The sequence below is a fragment of the Burkholderia sp. lig30 genome (assembly GCF_000687455.2).
Lineage (GTDB): Bacteria > Pseudomonadota > Gammaproteobacteria > Burkholderiales > Burkholderiaceae > Burkholderia.
This window is the reverse complement of the sequence record NZ_JGVW01000070.1, coordinates 1-14,413: the sequence shown is the minus strand read 5'-3', so window position 1 is coordinate 14,413 and position 14,413 is coordinate 1. Positions and strand designations below refer to the sequence as shown.

Below are 14,413 nucleotides of genomic sequence, written 5' to 3'. Positions count from 1 at the left end.
GGATTCCTCTCGATCAGTTTGCAATGCCGCCCGCCAGCGCGCGCTCGCGCAGCGCCGCCTCGCGTGCCTTGTGTTCATCGGTGAAGCGCACCGCCATCGCGCAGAGCGCCGACGCGGTGACTGCGAGCCCGAGCAGGCTCAGCGTGTGCTGCACGTCGCCGACGCCCTTCATCAGGAAGCCCGCGGCGAGCGCGCCGACGTTACCGCCCGCGCCGACGATGCCCGCCACGCCGCCGAGCGCCTTGCGGTCGATGAACGGCACGAGCGCATAGGTCGCGCCGCATGCCATGTGGGTGAACAGGCCGAAGGTCAGCATCGCGACGAGCGCGATGCCGACGCTGGCCGCGTGCGAGAACCAGATCAGGCCGAGCCCTTCGCCGACGATCAGCGCGCACAACAGCGATGCGCGCACGTCGAGGCCGCGGCGCGCGCTGACCTTGTCCGACAGCCAGCCGCCGAGCCCGCGCGCGAACAGCGCGAGCAGCCCGAAGGTTCCGGCGGCGAGGCCGGCGTCCTTCAGCGACAGGTTGAAGTGATTCACGTAGTAGAGCGCGGCGACGTTGTGGATGAACACCTCGACGCCGAAACAGGCGCCGTACGTGACGAACAGCATCCACACGCGATAGTTCGCGCATGCGGCAGCGAAGCTCGCCCAGCCGCCCTTCTTTCCGCTGTCGACGGTCACGCCGCGTGCGCGCAGCTCGGCGAAGTCGCCTTGCGGGCAATCCTGCGTGAAGTGCCAGTAGACCCACGCCATGACCAGCATCGCGATGCCCGGCACGACGAGCGCCACGCGCCACGCGGACGCCTCGCCGACGCCGAGCATCAGCGCGGCCGTGACGAGGAGCGGCATCAGCGCCTGCGTCGCGCCGGCGCCCGCGTTGCCCCAGCCGGCCGTCGTCGCATTCGCCGTGCCGACGACGTTCGGTGCGAACATCACCGACGTGTGGTACTGCGTGATCACGAAGCTCGCGCCCACCGCGCCGATGCCGAGCCGGCAGATCAGGAACGACAGATAGTCGTGGCTGAACGACACCGCGAGCACGGGAATCGCGCCGATCGCGAGCAGGCCCGCATACACGCGGCGCGGGCCGAAGCGGTCGCACATCGGGCCGACGACCAGCCGCACGACGATCGTCGCGGCGACCGCTGCGATGTTGATGTTCGCCACTTGCGCGGCGTTCAGATGAAATTCGCGCGCAATCAGCGGCATCAGCGGCGCGCAGGCGAACCACGCGAAAAAGCACACGAAGAACGCCATCCAGGTCAGATGGAATGCGCGCATCGGTGCCGTGCGCAGACTCAAAAGATCGATGCGGGTAGCTCTGTCGAACATCTCGTATCCACCAAACAAAAACGGCGTCCTGCGGACCCGGTCGCATGACCGGGCACGAAGGACGCCGTTGCCCAGGAAGCCCGTTGCCGGGCCGCTCAGTATTCCGTACTGCGAGCCAATCGCCATTGATGGGCTCGAGCGAGATAACGCAAGCGCCGTGCCATGTCCGGCGATTTCCCGCCGCACAAGGGCTTGCGGCCCGATCGCGGGTTCGCGCGGCGGCGTTTCGCGGCGGCGGCGCGACGCGTCTTGATGCAGCAAGGCACAAGTGTGGTGCGACGCAGCACTGCGTGCGTGCGACAGCACGGTGCACATCGATGGTGAACGGCGGGCGATTGCGCGAAGCGTGCCCGTCATGGGCGGCGCCGTTGCGGTGTGCGCGGCGCCGCCACCCTATATAGATGTGCGCCGCATCATCGTGACGGCGTGACAGCCGCCGCGCGGGATACGCGTCGCCGCTCGCGGCAAGGCGGGCAACGTGTCCCCGAAAGCTGGCCTGGATATTGCTGATGTGATGGCGAAACACCGGCAACGGCGCCGGTGATGCAGCACCCGCAATGCGCGCCTGCCCGCCACCGCGGACGGACGCTTCAGGACAACGGCGTCCCTCCGTGCATTGTCACGGGCGGACGCCGTTGTCGTTTTCGCGAACGCGGACGGGATGCCGTCGAAACGTCCCGTCCGCCGTATTGACCGCCACACACGCGTGGCACTGGAAAACATCATGACGACAGGTAAAGTCACCCTGCTCGGCGCCGGCCCCGGCGATCTGGACCTGCTCACGGTCAAGGCCGTGAAGGCGCTCGCGGCGGCCGACATCCTGCTGCTCGACGACCTGGTCAATCCGGAGATCGTCACGCTCGCGCCGCAGGCGCGCGTCGTCCGCGTCGGCAAGCGCGGCGGCTGCCGCTCGACGCCGCAGGCGTTCATCGAGCGGCTGATGCGCCGCTGCGCGCTGCGCGGCGCGCACGTCGTGCGCGTAAAAGGCGGCGAGGCGCTGCTGTTCGGCCGCGCAGGCGAGGAACTGAAGACGCTGCGCGACGCGGCGATTCCGGTCGAGATCGTCAACGGCATTTCGTCCGGCTTCGCGGCGGCCGCGAGCCTCGGCGTATCGCTGACGCATCGCGACCATTGCCAGGGCGTGACGTTCGTCACCGCACACCTGCAGGATCATGGCGAGCCCGACTGGGCGCGCCTCGCCGCCACCGGCACCACGCTTGCGATCTATATGGGGATGAGCCGGATCGAGCGGATCGCGGCGGGCCTCGCCGCCGCGCTGCCCGCGTCGACGCCGGCCGCCGCGGTGCAATGGGCCGGCACGCCGGCCGAGCGCCGCTGGAGCGGCACGCTCGGCGAGCTGGCGAGCGGCGTCGAGCAGGCGGGCCTCGGCAGCCCGGCCGTGATCCTGGTTGGCCGGGCGATCGGCGAAGCGGCCGGACTGGCCGCGCCCGCCGCCTGCGCGGCGCCGCTGTTGTCGCGGGCGGCCTGAGATGCGGCACGCTGCGCGGCGCGAGCCGCATGCCTATAGTGAAACTGGCGGCGCGTCGCGCGCCGCCGCACGCTCGCCTGTTCCGTTCGCATCATGAGTAAGCCCGACCCTCATTCCCGGCTGCGCGTGCTGCTCGTCACCGATACCGACAAGCCGATCGGCGACCTGCGCGACGCGCTCGCGCGCCTCGGCTACGACATGTTGAATGAAGTGGCGACGCCCGCGCGCCTGCCTGCGGTCGTCGAGCAGCAGCGGCCCGACGTGGTGATCATCGACACCGAATCGCCATCGCGCGACACGCTCGAGCAGCTCGCGGTGATGAACGCGACCGCGCCGCGGCCGGTGCTGATGTTCAGTCACGACGCCGATCAGGCGCTGATCCGCGCGGCGGTCGGCGCGGGCGTCAGCGCGTATCTCGTCGAAGGCCTGTCCGCCGAGCGGCTCGCGCCGATCCTCGAAGTCGCGCTCGCCCGCTTCTCGCACGACGAGCTGCTGCGCCAGCGGCTCGCCGACGTCGAGCGCGAGCTGGCCGACCGCAAGCTCATCGACCGCGCGAAGCGCCTGCTGATGGACCGCCGCAAGCTTTCCGAACACGATGCCTACGCCGCGCTGCGCAAGCGCGCGATGGATCAGGGCATCCGCATCGTCGACGCGGCGCGCCAGGTGCTCGCCACGTCCACGCAACCGTAATGGTTTGACCGCTATGACCACGCCCACTCCTGCCGCGCCCGAACGCGCGCATCTCCGCCTCGGTTTCGTCGCGCTCAGCGACGCCGCCCCGCTGATCGTCGCGCAACGCCTCGGGCTCGGCGCGCGCCACGGCCTCACGCTCGAACTGAGCCGCCAGCCGTCGTGGGCCGCCGTGCGCGACAAGCTGCTGTCGGGCGAACTGGACGCCGCGCACGCGCTGTACGGCCTCGTCTGCGGCGTGCAGCTCGGCATCGGCGGCCCGCAGGCCGACATGGCGGTGCTGATGGTGCTCAACCGCAACGGGCAGGCAATCACGTTTTCCGAGCGGCTTGCCGCCGCGTACCACGCGTGTGGCAGCGTGAAGGAGGCGCTTGCGTCGCTGGGCCGCAAGCCGGTGTTCGCGCAGACGTTTCCGACCGGCACGCACGCGATGTGGCTGTACCACTGGCTCGCGTCGCACGGCGTCGATCCGCTGCGCGAGATCCGCAGCGTCGTGATCCCGCCGCCCGAGATGGTCGCGGCGCTGGCCGACGGCGAACTCGACGGCTTCTGCGCGGGCGAGCCGTGGCATGCGCTCGCCGAGGCACGGCATGCGGGGCGCACCGTCGCCGCGACGAGCGAAGTCTGGCCCGACCATCCGGAAAAAGCCCTCGCGTGCCGGCGCGATTTCGCCGCGCTGTACCCGAACACGGCGCGCGCACTGATCCGCACGCTGGTCGACGCCTGCGCGTGGCTCGACAGCGCCGCGCACCGCCGGCAAGCCGCCGAATGGCTGGCCGCGCCCGACGCGATCGGCGTGCCCGCGACGCTGATCGCCCCTCGCCTCGTCGGCGATTACGGTGCAGGGCCGTTCGCGCAGGCGCCGCTGCCGGTGAAGTTCCATGAACACGGCACGGTCAACCGGCCGACCGCGGCGGACGGCCTGTGGTTCCTGTCGCAGTACCGGCGCTGGGGGATGCTCGACGGCGCGCGCGACGATGCCGCCATCGCCGCCGCCATCGCGCACACCGCGTTGTATGATGCGGCCGTCGCCGACGCCGGCGTCGCGCATCCCGAATGACGCGCCGGCGCCGGCCTTCCGTGGCGGCGTTTCGGCGCCGCGGCCGACTCCGACACATCCGATGCCGACTCGAGAATCCTCATCGCTCGACACGCTGCTCGCCGAGATCCGTGCGTGCCGCGCCTGCGAGGCCGACCTGCCGCTCGGCCCGCGCCCGGTGCTGCGCGCGCACCGCGATGCGCGCATCCTGATCGTCGGGCAGGCGCCCGGCGCGCGCGTGCATGCGAGCGGCATCCCGTGGGACGACGCGAGCGGCAAGCGGCTGCGCGAATGGCTCGGTGTCGATGCGGACACGTTCTACGACGCGTCGCGCTTCGCGATCGTGCCGATGGGATTCTGCTATCCGGGGCGCGGCGCGAGCGGCGACAACCCGCCGCGGCCCGAATGCGCGCGGCGCTGGCATGACCGCCTGCTCGCGGAATTGCCGGCGATCCGCCTCACGCTGCTGATCGGCCAGTACGCGCAGCGTTATTTTCTTCGGGACGCGCGCAAGGCGTCGCTGACCGAGACCGTCCACGCATGGCGGGAATACGGCCCGGCGCTGCTGCCGCTGCCGCATCCGTCGCCGCGCAATCAGGCATGGTTCAAGCACCACCCGTGGTTCGAGGCCGACGTGCTGCCCGAACTGCGGCGGCGAGTCGCGCGCTGCCTTGCGCCGTGACCCTGCGGCGCGGTACGGTTCGGTTCGGTGCGGCAGCGCAAGCGGCACCGGCCGGCGGCGCATCGCCGGCCGCAACGCGACGGCGACGCACGCCCGGCATCCGCATTCGCTGTACCATCTCGGGTCCATTCGCGTCACACAGTGCTGACTGAACCTGCCATGCCCTCCTTAGCCCCGCCGCGCCTGTACGGGATGCCCGAACGCAGCGACCGGCTCGATTTCTACATCCGCGATCAGGCGTCGCGGCAAGCGATCACCGAGCCGCACCGGCACGCGTACTTCCAGATCCAGTTCAATCTCGGCGGCGACACCGAGCAGCGGATCGGCGGCGTCACGCGGCCGTTTCCGCGCGGTGCGCTGGCGTTCATCCTGCCGCATCGCGAGCATCTGATTCCGCATCCGCCCGGCGCGCACTTCATCGTGATCAATTTCAGCCAGGCGTTCCTGCGCGCCGATCTCGACGTCGACCCGCTCGATCTCGAGGACGTGCCCGCGCACCGCTTCCCCGAACTGACGCCGTTCCGCTTCCAGGAGCATCTGGATTTCATCCTGACGGGCGACAGCTTCGACGAGGCGCGCCGGCTCGCGCTGTGCATGCTCGACGCCGACCGGACCCGCACGTTCGGCTCGACGACACTGCTGCGCGGCTATCTGCTGCAACTGATCGGCCTCGTCTGCACGCAGTACGCGGGCGCGCTCGACAAGCTCGCGCAGCGCGGCGCGCAACGCGCGGGACGGCGCGACGCGCTCGCGCGCGTATTGCGCCACGTGCGCGCCAATCTGACCCGCGAAGACCTGACGCTCGCCGGCACCGCCGAAGCGGCGTTCCTGTCGCCGAACTATCTCGCGCACCTGATCCGCAAGGAAACCGGCAGCACCTTCACCGATCTCGTCACCGAACGCCGGATCGCGCTCGCACAGTCGCTGCTCGCGCACACGAACCGGCGCATCGCCGAGATCGCGCGCTCGGTCGGCTTCCGCGACGAAGGCTACTTCGCGCGGCGCTTTCGCGCGCGCGTCGGGATGCCGCCAAAGGCGTATCGCGACGCCAATGCCGCGCGGCGGGACGACGACGCGTAGTTTTGTCCCGGAAAACCGCAGTTGCGTCGCATGTGCGGCGGCACGCTTCGGTTATCGTGAACGACATGCCGGCGCGCCGCCCGCGGCGGGCGCCGGCTCCCGTCCCTGTTCCGAATCGAGGCTTTCCGATGTCCGAATACGTCATCGACGCTCCCGAGCGTCCTTCCGTCGAAATCGAGCAATCGTCCGCGCGCTTTCCGGTGCGGCGCGTGTTCTGCGTGGGCCGCAATTACGCCGAGCATGCGCGCGAGATGGGCGCCGATCCCGATCGCGAGCCGCCGTTCTTCTTCTCCAAGCCGGCCGATGCAGTCGTACCGGCGCGCGGAACCATTCCGTATCCGCCGCTGACTGCGGATCTGCATCACGAGATCGAACTCGTGATCGCGATCGGCCGGGGCGGGCGATCGATCGAACCGGCCGACGCGCTGTCCCGCGTGTGGGGCTATGGCGTCGGCGTCGACCTGACCCGCCGCGATCTGCAGGCCCAGGCGAAAAAGCTCGGCCGGCCGTGGGACTGGGCGAAGGGATTCGACGCGTCCGGGCCGGTCACGCCGCTGCGGCCCGCGGCCGCCACCGGCCACCCGGCGCGCGGCCGCATCTGGCTCGCGGTCAACGGCGACGTGCGCCAGCAAGGCGATCTCGCCGACATGATCTGGGCCGTGCCGGACATCGTCAGCTACGTGTCGCAGGCGGTGGAACTGCAAGCCGGCGACCTGATCTTCACCGGCACGCCGGCCGGCGTGGGCGCGCTGCAGCCGGGCGACCACGTGACGGGCGGCGTCGATGGCATCGCGACATTCGAATTCGTGATCGGCGCGAAGCCTTGACGGCATGACGCGCAGCCGGGCGCCGTCGCGGCCGCCCGGGCCATACGCGTCGATCGCACGCGAGCGCGGCACGATGACGGCGCGCATCGCGCCGCGCGCGCCGCAATCAGGGCAACCCCTTCCGTCATCACGGCCTGCCGCACCGGCCAAAGTCGCCATCGCTATGCAATAATTTCCAGCACCCGTGCTTGTTGGCCTCGCGCGCCGGCCCCCTGCATCACAACCGTCCTGGAGGTGCACTGTGCTTCGCCAGACGCTCGTCCGCTCCCTGCTTCGCGCCACGGCGATTTCGGTCGTGCTTGCCGGCGCTCCGTGGCCGCCGCCAACGGCAATCGCAGCCAGCATCGCAGCGCCGCCGGCGAAGGACAAGCGCGGCGCCCAGGCCAGACTGGCTGCGCCGGCGGTCGATTTTCCGACCATCGTCGAGCGATACGGCCCCGCCGTCGTGAACATCAGCCCGGCGACGCCAGAGCCGCAGCCATCGGCATCGGCATCCGCCCCGGCGCCCGATGCGCTCGATCCCGACGATCCGTTCTACGCGTTCTTCAAGCGCGGCGCGCCGCACCAGCCCGTCGCCAAGGAGAATGCGCCGCGCGCGATCTCGGGCACCGGCTCCGGATTCATCGTCAGTGCGGACGGGCTGATCGTGACGACCGCCCATGTCGTGGATCAGGCGACCGAGCTGACCGTCCGCCTGACCGACCGACGCGAGTTCAAGGCCAGCGTCATCGCGGTCGACGCGCAAAGCGACGTCGCGCTGCTTCAGATCGACGCGACGAAGCTGCCGACCGTCAAGCTCGGCGATTCGTCGCACGTGCGGGTCGGCGAGCAGGTGTTGACGATCGGCTCGCCGGACAGCTACGGGAATACCGTCACCACGGGCATCATCAGCGCCATGTCCCGCACGCTGCCGGACGGCAGCAGCTTTCCGTTCTTTCAAACCGACGTCGCCTCCAACCCGGACAATTCGGGCGGCCCGCTGTTCAACCGTGCCGGCGAGGTGGTCGGCATCGCCGTCGAGATCTATTCGGGCGCGGACCGCTACCCGAGCCTGACGTTTGCCATTCCGATCAACCTGGCGGCCAAGGTGCGCGCGCAAGCGCAAGCCCAGCGCAAGGCGTCGGCGGGCGGCTTCGGCCTCGAGGTGCAGGACGTCGGCCCAGGCCTGGCCGCCGCGTTCGGCCTGCCGCGGCCGGCGGGCGCGCTCGTCAATTCCGTCGAACCCGGCACGCCCGCCGCCGCCATCGGCCTCAAGCCGGGCGACGTGATCGTGAAGATCGGCAACAAGGCGATCGGCAGCTCGGCCGAGCTGGCCGAGGACGCCGCGGCGCTGCCGCCGGGAACCCGAACGTCGCTCAGGATCGTCCGCAACCGGCGGCCGATGACGCTGCCCGTTACCGTCGGAGCCGGTGCGTTCGGAGAGAGCGCCGGCCCGGAACCTGCCGCCGCCGGCGGCAGCGCTGGCGATCGCCTCGGCCTGACGATGCACCCGCTGACGGACGACGAACGCCGCACGACCGGCCTCGCGGTCGGCATGATGGTGGACGAGGTGCATGGACCTGCGGCAAGCGCAGGCATCCAGCCGGGCGACGTCGTGCTGGAACTCAACGACACGCTCATCGAGACGCCGGATCAGGTGCCCGCCCTGGAAGCGAAAGCCGGGAAAGTGATCGCCGTGCTGATCCAGCGCAACAACGCGCGCAAGTTCGTTTCAGTCACGCTCCGATGAGCGGCCGCGCCGGCGTCCGGCCGGCGCCGCCCGTTGCCCTCCGGAAACGGCCCGCGACCGCGGCGCTCGTCGGCGCCGCGCGTCTCACGCCCGCGAGACGGACGTCTCATCGTCTCACCCGCACGCCCGCGCCGCGCCGCAGCAATCGCGCCGGCGATTCGGTGTGACATCTCCCGCACACGCGGCACTTCCCGCTCCTGCATCGCAGCATCGTCGCGCGAGGTGCGCCCCCCGATCGCCCGGGCATCGTTCCTGCATAAGCATCGCGGACGCGAAAGGCGATGCGACGCCCGCCCGGGCGGGATCCGCGTCGTCTTCGACGTTCGACAACGATTCTGACTGACGGAGACAACAACGTGAACGATTTGGCATCGACGTATCGGCCCAGCATGAAAGCCGCGGTCTGGCGCGGCCGCCACGACATCCGCATCGAGGAAGTGCCTGTCCCGGACAAACCTGCCGCGGGGTGGGTGAAGATCCGCGTGCATTGGTGCGGCATCTGCGGCTCGGATCTGCATGAGTATGTCGCAGGCCCGGTCTTCATCCCGGTCGACCAGCCACACCCGCTGACGGGCCTGAAGGGACACTGCATTCTCGGTCACGAATTCAGCGGGGAAATCGCGGAGCTCGGCGCAGGCGTGACGGGCTTCGAGGTCGGCGAACGGGTAACCGCCGACGCATGCCAGCACTGCGGCCAGTGCTATTACTGCACGCATGGCCTGTACAACATCTGCGAGCGCCTCGCGTTCACGGGGCTGATGAACAACGGCGCATTCGCCGAGTACGTGAACGTTCCGGCCGAACTGCTCTACAAGCTGCCGGACGATTTCCCGACCGAGGCGGGCGCGCTGATCGAGCCGCTCGCGGTCGGGCTCCATGCGGTGAAGAAAGCCGGCAGCATCGTCGGTCAGACCGTCGTGGTGGTCGGCGCCGGCACCATCGGCCTGTGCACGATCATGTGCGCCAGGGCCGCCGGCGCCGGGCGGGTGATCGCGCTGGAGATGTCGTCGGCCCGCAAGCAGAAGGCGCTGGAAGTCGGCGCCAGCCTCGTGATCGACCCCAAGGAAGCCGACGCGGTCGCGCAGGTCAAGGCACTGACCGGCGGCTACGGCGCGGATGTCTCGTTCGAGTGCATCGGCAACACGTCGACCGCGAAGCTCGCGATCGACGTAATCCGCAAGGCCGGGAAATCCGTGATGGTCGGCATATTCGAGAAGCCGACCGAATTCAACTTCTTCGATATCGTGTCGACCGAGAAGGAAGTGATCGGATCGCTGGCCTACAACGGCGAGTTTGCCGACGTGATCCGCTTCATCGCCGACGGCCGCATCGATGTCGCGCCGCTGATCACCGGGCGCATCCCGCTCGCCGACATCGTGTCGAAGGGCTTCGACGAGCTCGTCAACAACAAGGACCGCAATGTGAAAATCATCGTCCAGCCGTCGGTCGGGTGACGTCGCGCCAGCCCCGGCCGGTCAGCGCCGCCGGGGCCGTCGTTCAACGCAGCACGCGGCGCGGTTGCCGCTTTGCGCGAACGGATGGGCGCGCGTCTGCCGCTCGCCCATCCGCACGGCGCACGGGCTCGGCTCGCGCGTCACTTGCGGCGCAGCCGTACCGCCAGCGCCGTGAGCGACGTCGACACGGCCAGCGCAATCACCGCGATCCAGCCCCATTGCGCGAGCAGCGCGCTGCCGAGCGCGGCGCCAGCCGCCATCCCGATGAACATGCCGACGAACAACACGGCATTGAGGCGGCTGCGCGACGCCGGGTCGATGCCGTAGACGATGGTCTGGTGAGCAATCAGCGTCGCCTGCACGCCGAGATCGAAACCGACCGTGCTCACGGCGAGGAGGCCCAGTTGCGCATGCGGCGACATGAGCAGGCCCAGGGCCATCGCCGCGAACGACAGCGCGGCGACACCGATCCCGAGCCGCGCGACCCACTCGGGCCCGCGGCGATCCGCGAGGCGCCCCGCGATCGGCGCGGCCAGTGCGCCGGCCGCGCCGGCCAGGCCGAACGCGCCCGCCGCGGCACTGCCGAGATGGAACGGCGCGGCGTGCAGCATGACCGCGAGCGTCGACCAGAACGCACTGAAACCGACCGACAGCAGCCCTTGCGCGAGCGCCGCGCGCCGCAGCGCGGGGTACTGCCTCCAGAGCGTGCCGAGCGAACCGATCAGCGAGCGGTACGGCAGGCGAGTGGTCGGCTGGAAGCTCGGCAGCCCGCGCGACGCGGCGACGCCGATCGCCGCGACGCTCGCGGCGGCGATGACGAACATCGCACGCCAGCCGACATTCTCGGCGACGAAACCGCTGACCACCCGCGACAGCAGGATCCCCATCAGCAGCCCGGTCATCACGGTTCCCACGGCCTTGCCGCGATGCGCGTCGGGCGCGAGCGTGGCCGCCGCCGGCACGATGTCCTGCGCCATCGTCGCGGCCATGCCGATCGCGAGGCTTGCGGCAAGCAGCGGGCCGATCGACGGCGCGACGGCGGCCAGCAACAATGCGCCCACGAGTGCCGCGGCCTTGACCAGGATCACGCGGCGCCGGTCGAAGCGGTCGCCCAGCGGGGCAAGCAGCAGGATGCCGAGCGCGTAGCCGAGCTGCGTCAAGGTCGGCACGAATCCGACCGTCCGCGCCGATACGCCGATGTCCGGCCCGAGCACGCCGAGCATGGGCTGGCTGTAGTAAAGCGGCGCGACGCCCAGGCCAGCCCCGGCGGCGAGCAGCAGCACCAGCCGGCGGCTGAGGATCGGCGCGGCGACATGCGGGGCGGTCTTGCCGAGCGTCGCGGCCGCCGCTGCTTCGAGATTCTGTGGCGTAGACATGGTGTACGTCCTGGTTTCAGATCGGAAGGAATGGACGCGAGTGTGGGGCACCACGGCGGTCGACGGTAGTACCGCTGGATGTACATTTGTTATACGCTGGACGCATGACCGTAAAACGCCCTGCCACGCCCGTCCCTCGCGGGCTTTCCCAATCCTCCGCCGCGCCAATGGACGGCGCCGGCCATCGGTTCCAGCTGATGGAAACATTCGTACGCATAGTCGAGTCGGGCAGTTTGTCGGCGGCGGCGGCGCAATTGCACGCCACGCAGCCGACGATCAGCCGACGCCTGCAGGCGCTCGAGCGATCGCTCGGCGTGCGCTTGCTGCAGCGCTCCACGCATACGATGCGGCTGACGGTCGACGGCGAGCGGTGCTTCAAGCGCGCGAAGGAACTGCTGGCGAGCTGGGCGTCGTTCGAAGCCGATATGCGCGGCGCGCAGGAAGAGCCCGAGGGGCTGCTGCGCGTGGCTGTGCCGCACGCATTCGGCCAGGAGCGGTTTGTCGGGCCATTGGCCGCGTTCCTGAAAGCCTGCCCTCGGGTCAATGTGGAATGGCTGCTGCAGGACGACGTGCGGGACTTCATCGGCAGCGGCATCGATTGCGCGATCCAGGTCGGCGAGCCGGCCGATCCGTCGGTCGTCGCGATCCGCCTGTCGAAGGTGCCGCGCATCGTGGTCGCCGCACCGTCGGTGCTCGACGGCACCGACGTGCCCGACGCCCCCGAAGATCTCGCAGCATTGCCCTGGCTGGCTTTGCGTACGTATTACCGCAATGAAGTGTCGTTGACACATGCGGTCACGGGCGAGACGCGGCGCATTGCGATCCGCCCGCGTGTCAGCACCGACAGCCTGTTCGCGCTGCGCGCCGCGGCGCTGCTCGGCACGGGGGTGTGCGTCAGTTCGGCGTGGCTGCTGGCTGACGATCTCGCGCACAAACGCTTGCTCCACCTCACACCGGATTGGCAGGCGGCGCCGCTGCCGGTATTCCTGACCTACCCGCATGCGCAGTTCTACCCGTCGAGACTGCTTCGATTCGTCGCGATGATGCGCGACGCGGTGCCGGCACTGATCGAAGGGGGCAACCCGTAACCACCTCGCGTCGGAAAGCGCGCGGCGTCCGCCCCTGCAGCGATGCCGATCGAGTGTATTCGGGCAATGGCGGCGAGATCCAATGACTCGACGACGACCAAATTCGATGATCCGCGCGTCGCGCTCGAGAAATGATTTTCAATCACGCGGGATTCCGGATAATGCCGCACTAATTGCACACAAACAATACGAACTGCCGCACCATCCGATGTATATTTAGATACATAACGAATTTCTCGGCCGCACGCCAGATATCGAATCAAGCGTAGCCCAAACCCGGATTACCGCGCAGCGAAAAACGACAGGCCAATCATCGGTCCCGCACCGCAAGCGGCGTATGCCGATGGCGGCTTTGTTTCGACGGCACGAGGCCGCCATCGCGAAGCAGATCGCCGGAAACAACATCAGCGTTGAAAGCGCTGGAGAGAGCGTTGCGTTGTCCGTTCAATTCGGTTGGCAATGTGTAAGGAACGGATGAGATGCAAATCGATTTCAGTATTTTCGCGCTTTATGTGGTGGCGGCCATTATCACGATTGCGCTCCCTGACCCGGTTGCCGCACGCGTTACGGGCGCGGGGATGGCCGGTGGATCGACGAACGCATTGAAAACGATCTTCGGTATGAACGCGGCGTCGCTCATGGTGATCCTCCTTTCGGCCATGCTGGTGAAAGAAGTGCTCGCCATCAACGAGTCCGCATTCAACCTGCTCAAACTGGCAGGCGCCTGTTATATCGCATATATCGGATGGAGGATCTTTCGAGAGTCCTGTTCGAGCGATTACAAATCGACATCGAATAAGCCCCGACATGAAGGAATTTTGAAAGGATTCGTCATTGCCATTTCAAACCCGAAAGAATTCATTTTTTTTGCATCTTTTATTCCGCAATTCATCGACATTACCGAGGATACCGACTCGAGCATTGCCTTACTGGCAATGATCTGGTTCATTCTCGATTTTTCGACGCTGGCGCTGGCTTATCTGCTCGCCGGCAAGATTCTGAAGCCGGTGTTTCGCCGCGCCATGCTGCGCATCTCGGGAGCGCTGCTGGTCGTTATCGCTGCTGGCGGCATCATGATGTCCGCAGTCGAATTGCTGGAACGACTCGGTTGAGCCGAATTCGAAAACGTTCACTTCAACAACCCTCGATCGGCCACACCACCTTGCTTCGGGACGCAGCCATTGGCTGACAGCTGTTGTGACGTATATCCGGGCGGGAATACATCGTCGAGCGAATCGAATCGCTCGATGCGGTCCTGCGCGGGCATCTTGTCGGCACGGACGTGGTCTGCTCGACTTGTGCAGTCGTCATATTCACGTGGGTCGGGAACGATCGGAAGGGAGGCCTGGCGCGTGGCCGGGGCGCAATGGCGGTCACGGCGTCGTCCGAGGGAGCGCTCGCCCGCGGACGATGCGGCACTGGGCGGGTGGACGGTTGCTGCGGGGTATTCGCGCTGGCTGCTTTACGTGCGCAAGTGCCGGGAGGCATGAGCAGCGCGAGAGACGTGGCCGCGCCGGCTCCGATCCGGCTTGCCGGGCGCGGCGCATTGGGTTGGGTGCTGGGGGTGCGGTGCGCCCACGCGGGCCGGCCAATTTCCCGGCCATCGATTTCCCGGCCGGAAAT

At 68.5% G+C, this 14,413-nt stretch carries 12 protein-coding genes; 10 read left to right on the top strand and 2 right to left on the bottom strand.

Going from position 1 to position 14,413, the window contains the following annotated elements; genetic code table 11:
* Positions 1 to 13: 13 nt before the first annotated feature.
* Complete coding sequence (locus tag LIG30_RS10490; protein WP_038711901.1) at positions 14 to 1,336, bottom strand: MFS transporter; 1,323 nt, start codon at positions 1,334 to 1,336, stop codon at positions 14 to 16.
* 724 nt (positions 1,337 to 2,060) lie between these two features.
* Between LIG30_RS10490 and cobA the strand changes: the two genes are divergently transcribed.
* The 8 genes from cobA (at position 2,061) to LIG30_RS10450 (ending at position 10,326) form a co-directional block, all read left to right on the top strand.
* The gene (gene cobA / locus LIG30_RS10485; RefSeq protein WP_038711997.1) at positions 2,061 to 2,825 is read left to right on the top strand and encodes a uroporphyrinogen-III C-methyltransferase; all 765 of its coding nucleotides are present in this window, start codon (positions 2,061 to 2,063) and stop codon (positions 2,823 to 2,825) included.
* A gap of 93 nt (positions 2,826 to 2,918) precedes the next feature.
* Positions 2,919 to 3,515, top strand: a complete 597-nt coding sequence (locus LIG30_RS10480) for an ANTAR domain-containing response regulator (protein ID WP_038711899.1) — start codon at positions 2,919 to 2,921, stop codon at positions 3,513 to 3,515.
* A 13-nt stretch (positions 3,516 to 3,528) separates the two neighbouring features.
* Complete coding sequence (locus LIG30_RS10475) at positions 3,529 to 4,575, top strand: CmpA/NrtA family ABC transporter substrate-binding protein (RefSeq protein ID WP_038711898.1); 1,047 nt, start codon at positions 3,529 to 3,531, stop codon at positions 4,573 to 4,575.
* Between the two features lie 61 nt (positions 4,576 to 4,636).
* Positions 4,637 to 5,236 (top strand): uracil-DNA glycosylase family protein, encoded by a 600-nt coding sequence (locus tag LIG30_RS10470; RefSeq protein ID WP_038711995.1) that lies wholly within the window; start codon positions 4,637 to 4,639, stop codon positions 5,234 to 5,236.
* A gap of 159 nt (positions 5,237 to 5,395) precedes the next feature.
* On the top strand, positions 5,396 to 6,316 hold the full coding sequence (locus LIG30_RS10465; RefSeq protein ID WP_038711896.1) for a helix-turn-helix transcriptional regulator: 921 nt from the start codon (positions 5,396 to 5,398) through the stop codon (positions 6,314 to 6,316).
* Positions 6,317 to 6,444: 128 nt separating this feature from the next.
* On the top strand, positions 6,445 to 7,143 hold the full coding sequence (locus LIG30_RS10460) for a fumarylacetoacetate hydrolase family protein (protein ID WP_038711894.1): 699 nt from the start codon (positions 6,445 to 6,447) through the stop codon (positions 7,141 to 7,143).
* Between the two features lie 241 nt (positions 7,144 to 7,384).
* Entirely contained in the window at positions 7,385 to 8,872 is a 1,488-nt protein-coding gene (locus tag LIG30_RS10455; RefSeq protein ID WP_038711893.1) for a trypsin-like peptidase domain-containing protein, read from the top strand.
* Between the two features lie 389 nt (positions 8,873 to 9,261).
* Positions 9,262 to 10,326 (top strand): 2,3-butanediol dehydrogenase, encoded by a 1,065-nt coding sequence (locus LIG30_RS10450; protein WP_038711891.1) that lies wholly within the window; start codon positions 9,262 to 9,264, stop codon positions 10,324 to 10,326.
* Between the two features lie 140 nt (positions 10,327 to 10,466).
* Here the strand turns inward: LIG30_RS10450 and LIG30_RS10445 are convergent, their stop codons facing one another.
* Positions 10,467 to 11,702, bottom strand: a complete 1,236-nt coding sequence (locus tag LIG30_RS10445; protein WP_038711890.1) for an MFS transporter — start codon at positions 11,700 to 11,702, stop codon at positions 10,467 to 10,469.
* A gap of 104 nt (positions 11,703 to 11,806) precedes the next feature.
* Here LIG30_RS10445 and LIG30_RS10440 point away from each other — a divergent pair, with 104 nt between their 5' ends.
* Positions 11,807 to 12,790: a LysR family transcriptional regulator gene (locus tag LIG30_RS10440; protein ID WP_038711889.1), complete on the top strand. Its 984-nt coding sequence runs from the start codon at positions 11,807 to 11,809 to the stop codon at positions 12,788 to 12,790.
* Between the two features lie 479 nt (positions 12,791 to 13,269).
* Positions 13,270 to 13,902 carry a LysE family translocator gene (locus LIG30_RS10435; RefSeq protein WP_038711887.1) on the top strand — a complete coding sequence of 211 codons (633 nt, stop codon included), beginning with the start codon at positions 13,270 to 13,272 and terminating at the stop codon, positions 13,900 to 13,902.
* Positions 13,903 to 14,413: the final 511 nt, after the last annotated feature.

Coding starts and splice junctions, on each gene's coding strand:
- LIG30_RS10490 (WP_038711901.1), bottom strand. CDS start 1,336: ATGTTCGACAGAGCTACCCGCATCGATCTTTTGAGTCTGCGCACGGCA.
- cobA (WP_038711997.1), top strand. CDS start 2,061: ATGACGACAGGTAAAGTCACCCTGCTCGGCGCCGGCCCCGGCGATCTG.
- LIG30_RS10480 (WP_038711899.1), top strand. CDS start 2,919: ATGAGTAAGCCCGACCCTCATTCCCGGCTGCGCGTGCTGCTCGTCACC.
- LIG30_RS10475 (WP_038711898.1), top strand. CDS start 3,529: ATGACCACGCCCACTCCTGCCGCGCCCGAACGCGCGCATCTCCGCCTC.
- LIG30_RS10470 (WP_038711995.1), top strand. CDS start 4,637: ATGCCGACTCGAGAATCCTCATCGCTCGACACGCTGCTCGCCGAGATC.
- LIG30_RS10465 (WP_038711896.1), top strand. CDS start 5,396: ATGCCCTCCTTAGCCCCGCCGCGCCTGTACGGGATGCCCGAACGCAGC.
- LIG30_RS10460 (WP_038711894.1), top strand. CDS start 6,445: ATGTCCGAATACGTCATCGACGCTCCCGAGCGTCCTTCCGTCGAAATC.
- LIG30_RS10450 (WP_038711891.1), top strand. CDS start 9,262: ATGAAAGCCGCGGTCTGGCGCGGCCGCCACGACATCCGCATCGAGGAA.
- LIG30_RS10445 (WP_038711890.1), bottom strand. CDS start 11,702: ATGTCTACGCCACAGAATCTCGAAGCAGCGGCGGCCGCGACGCTCGGC.
- LIG30_RS10440 (WP_038711889.1), top strand. CDS start 11,807: ATGACCGTAAAACGCCCTGCCACGCCCGTCCCTCGCGGGCTTTCCCAA.
- LIG30_RS10435 (WP_038711887.1), top strand. CDS start 13,270: ATGCAAATCGATTTCAGTATTTTCGCGCTTTATGTGGTGGCGGCCATT.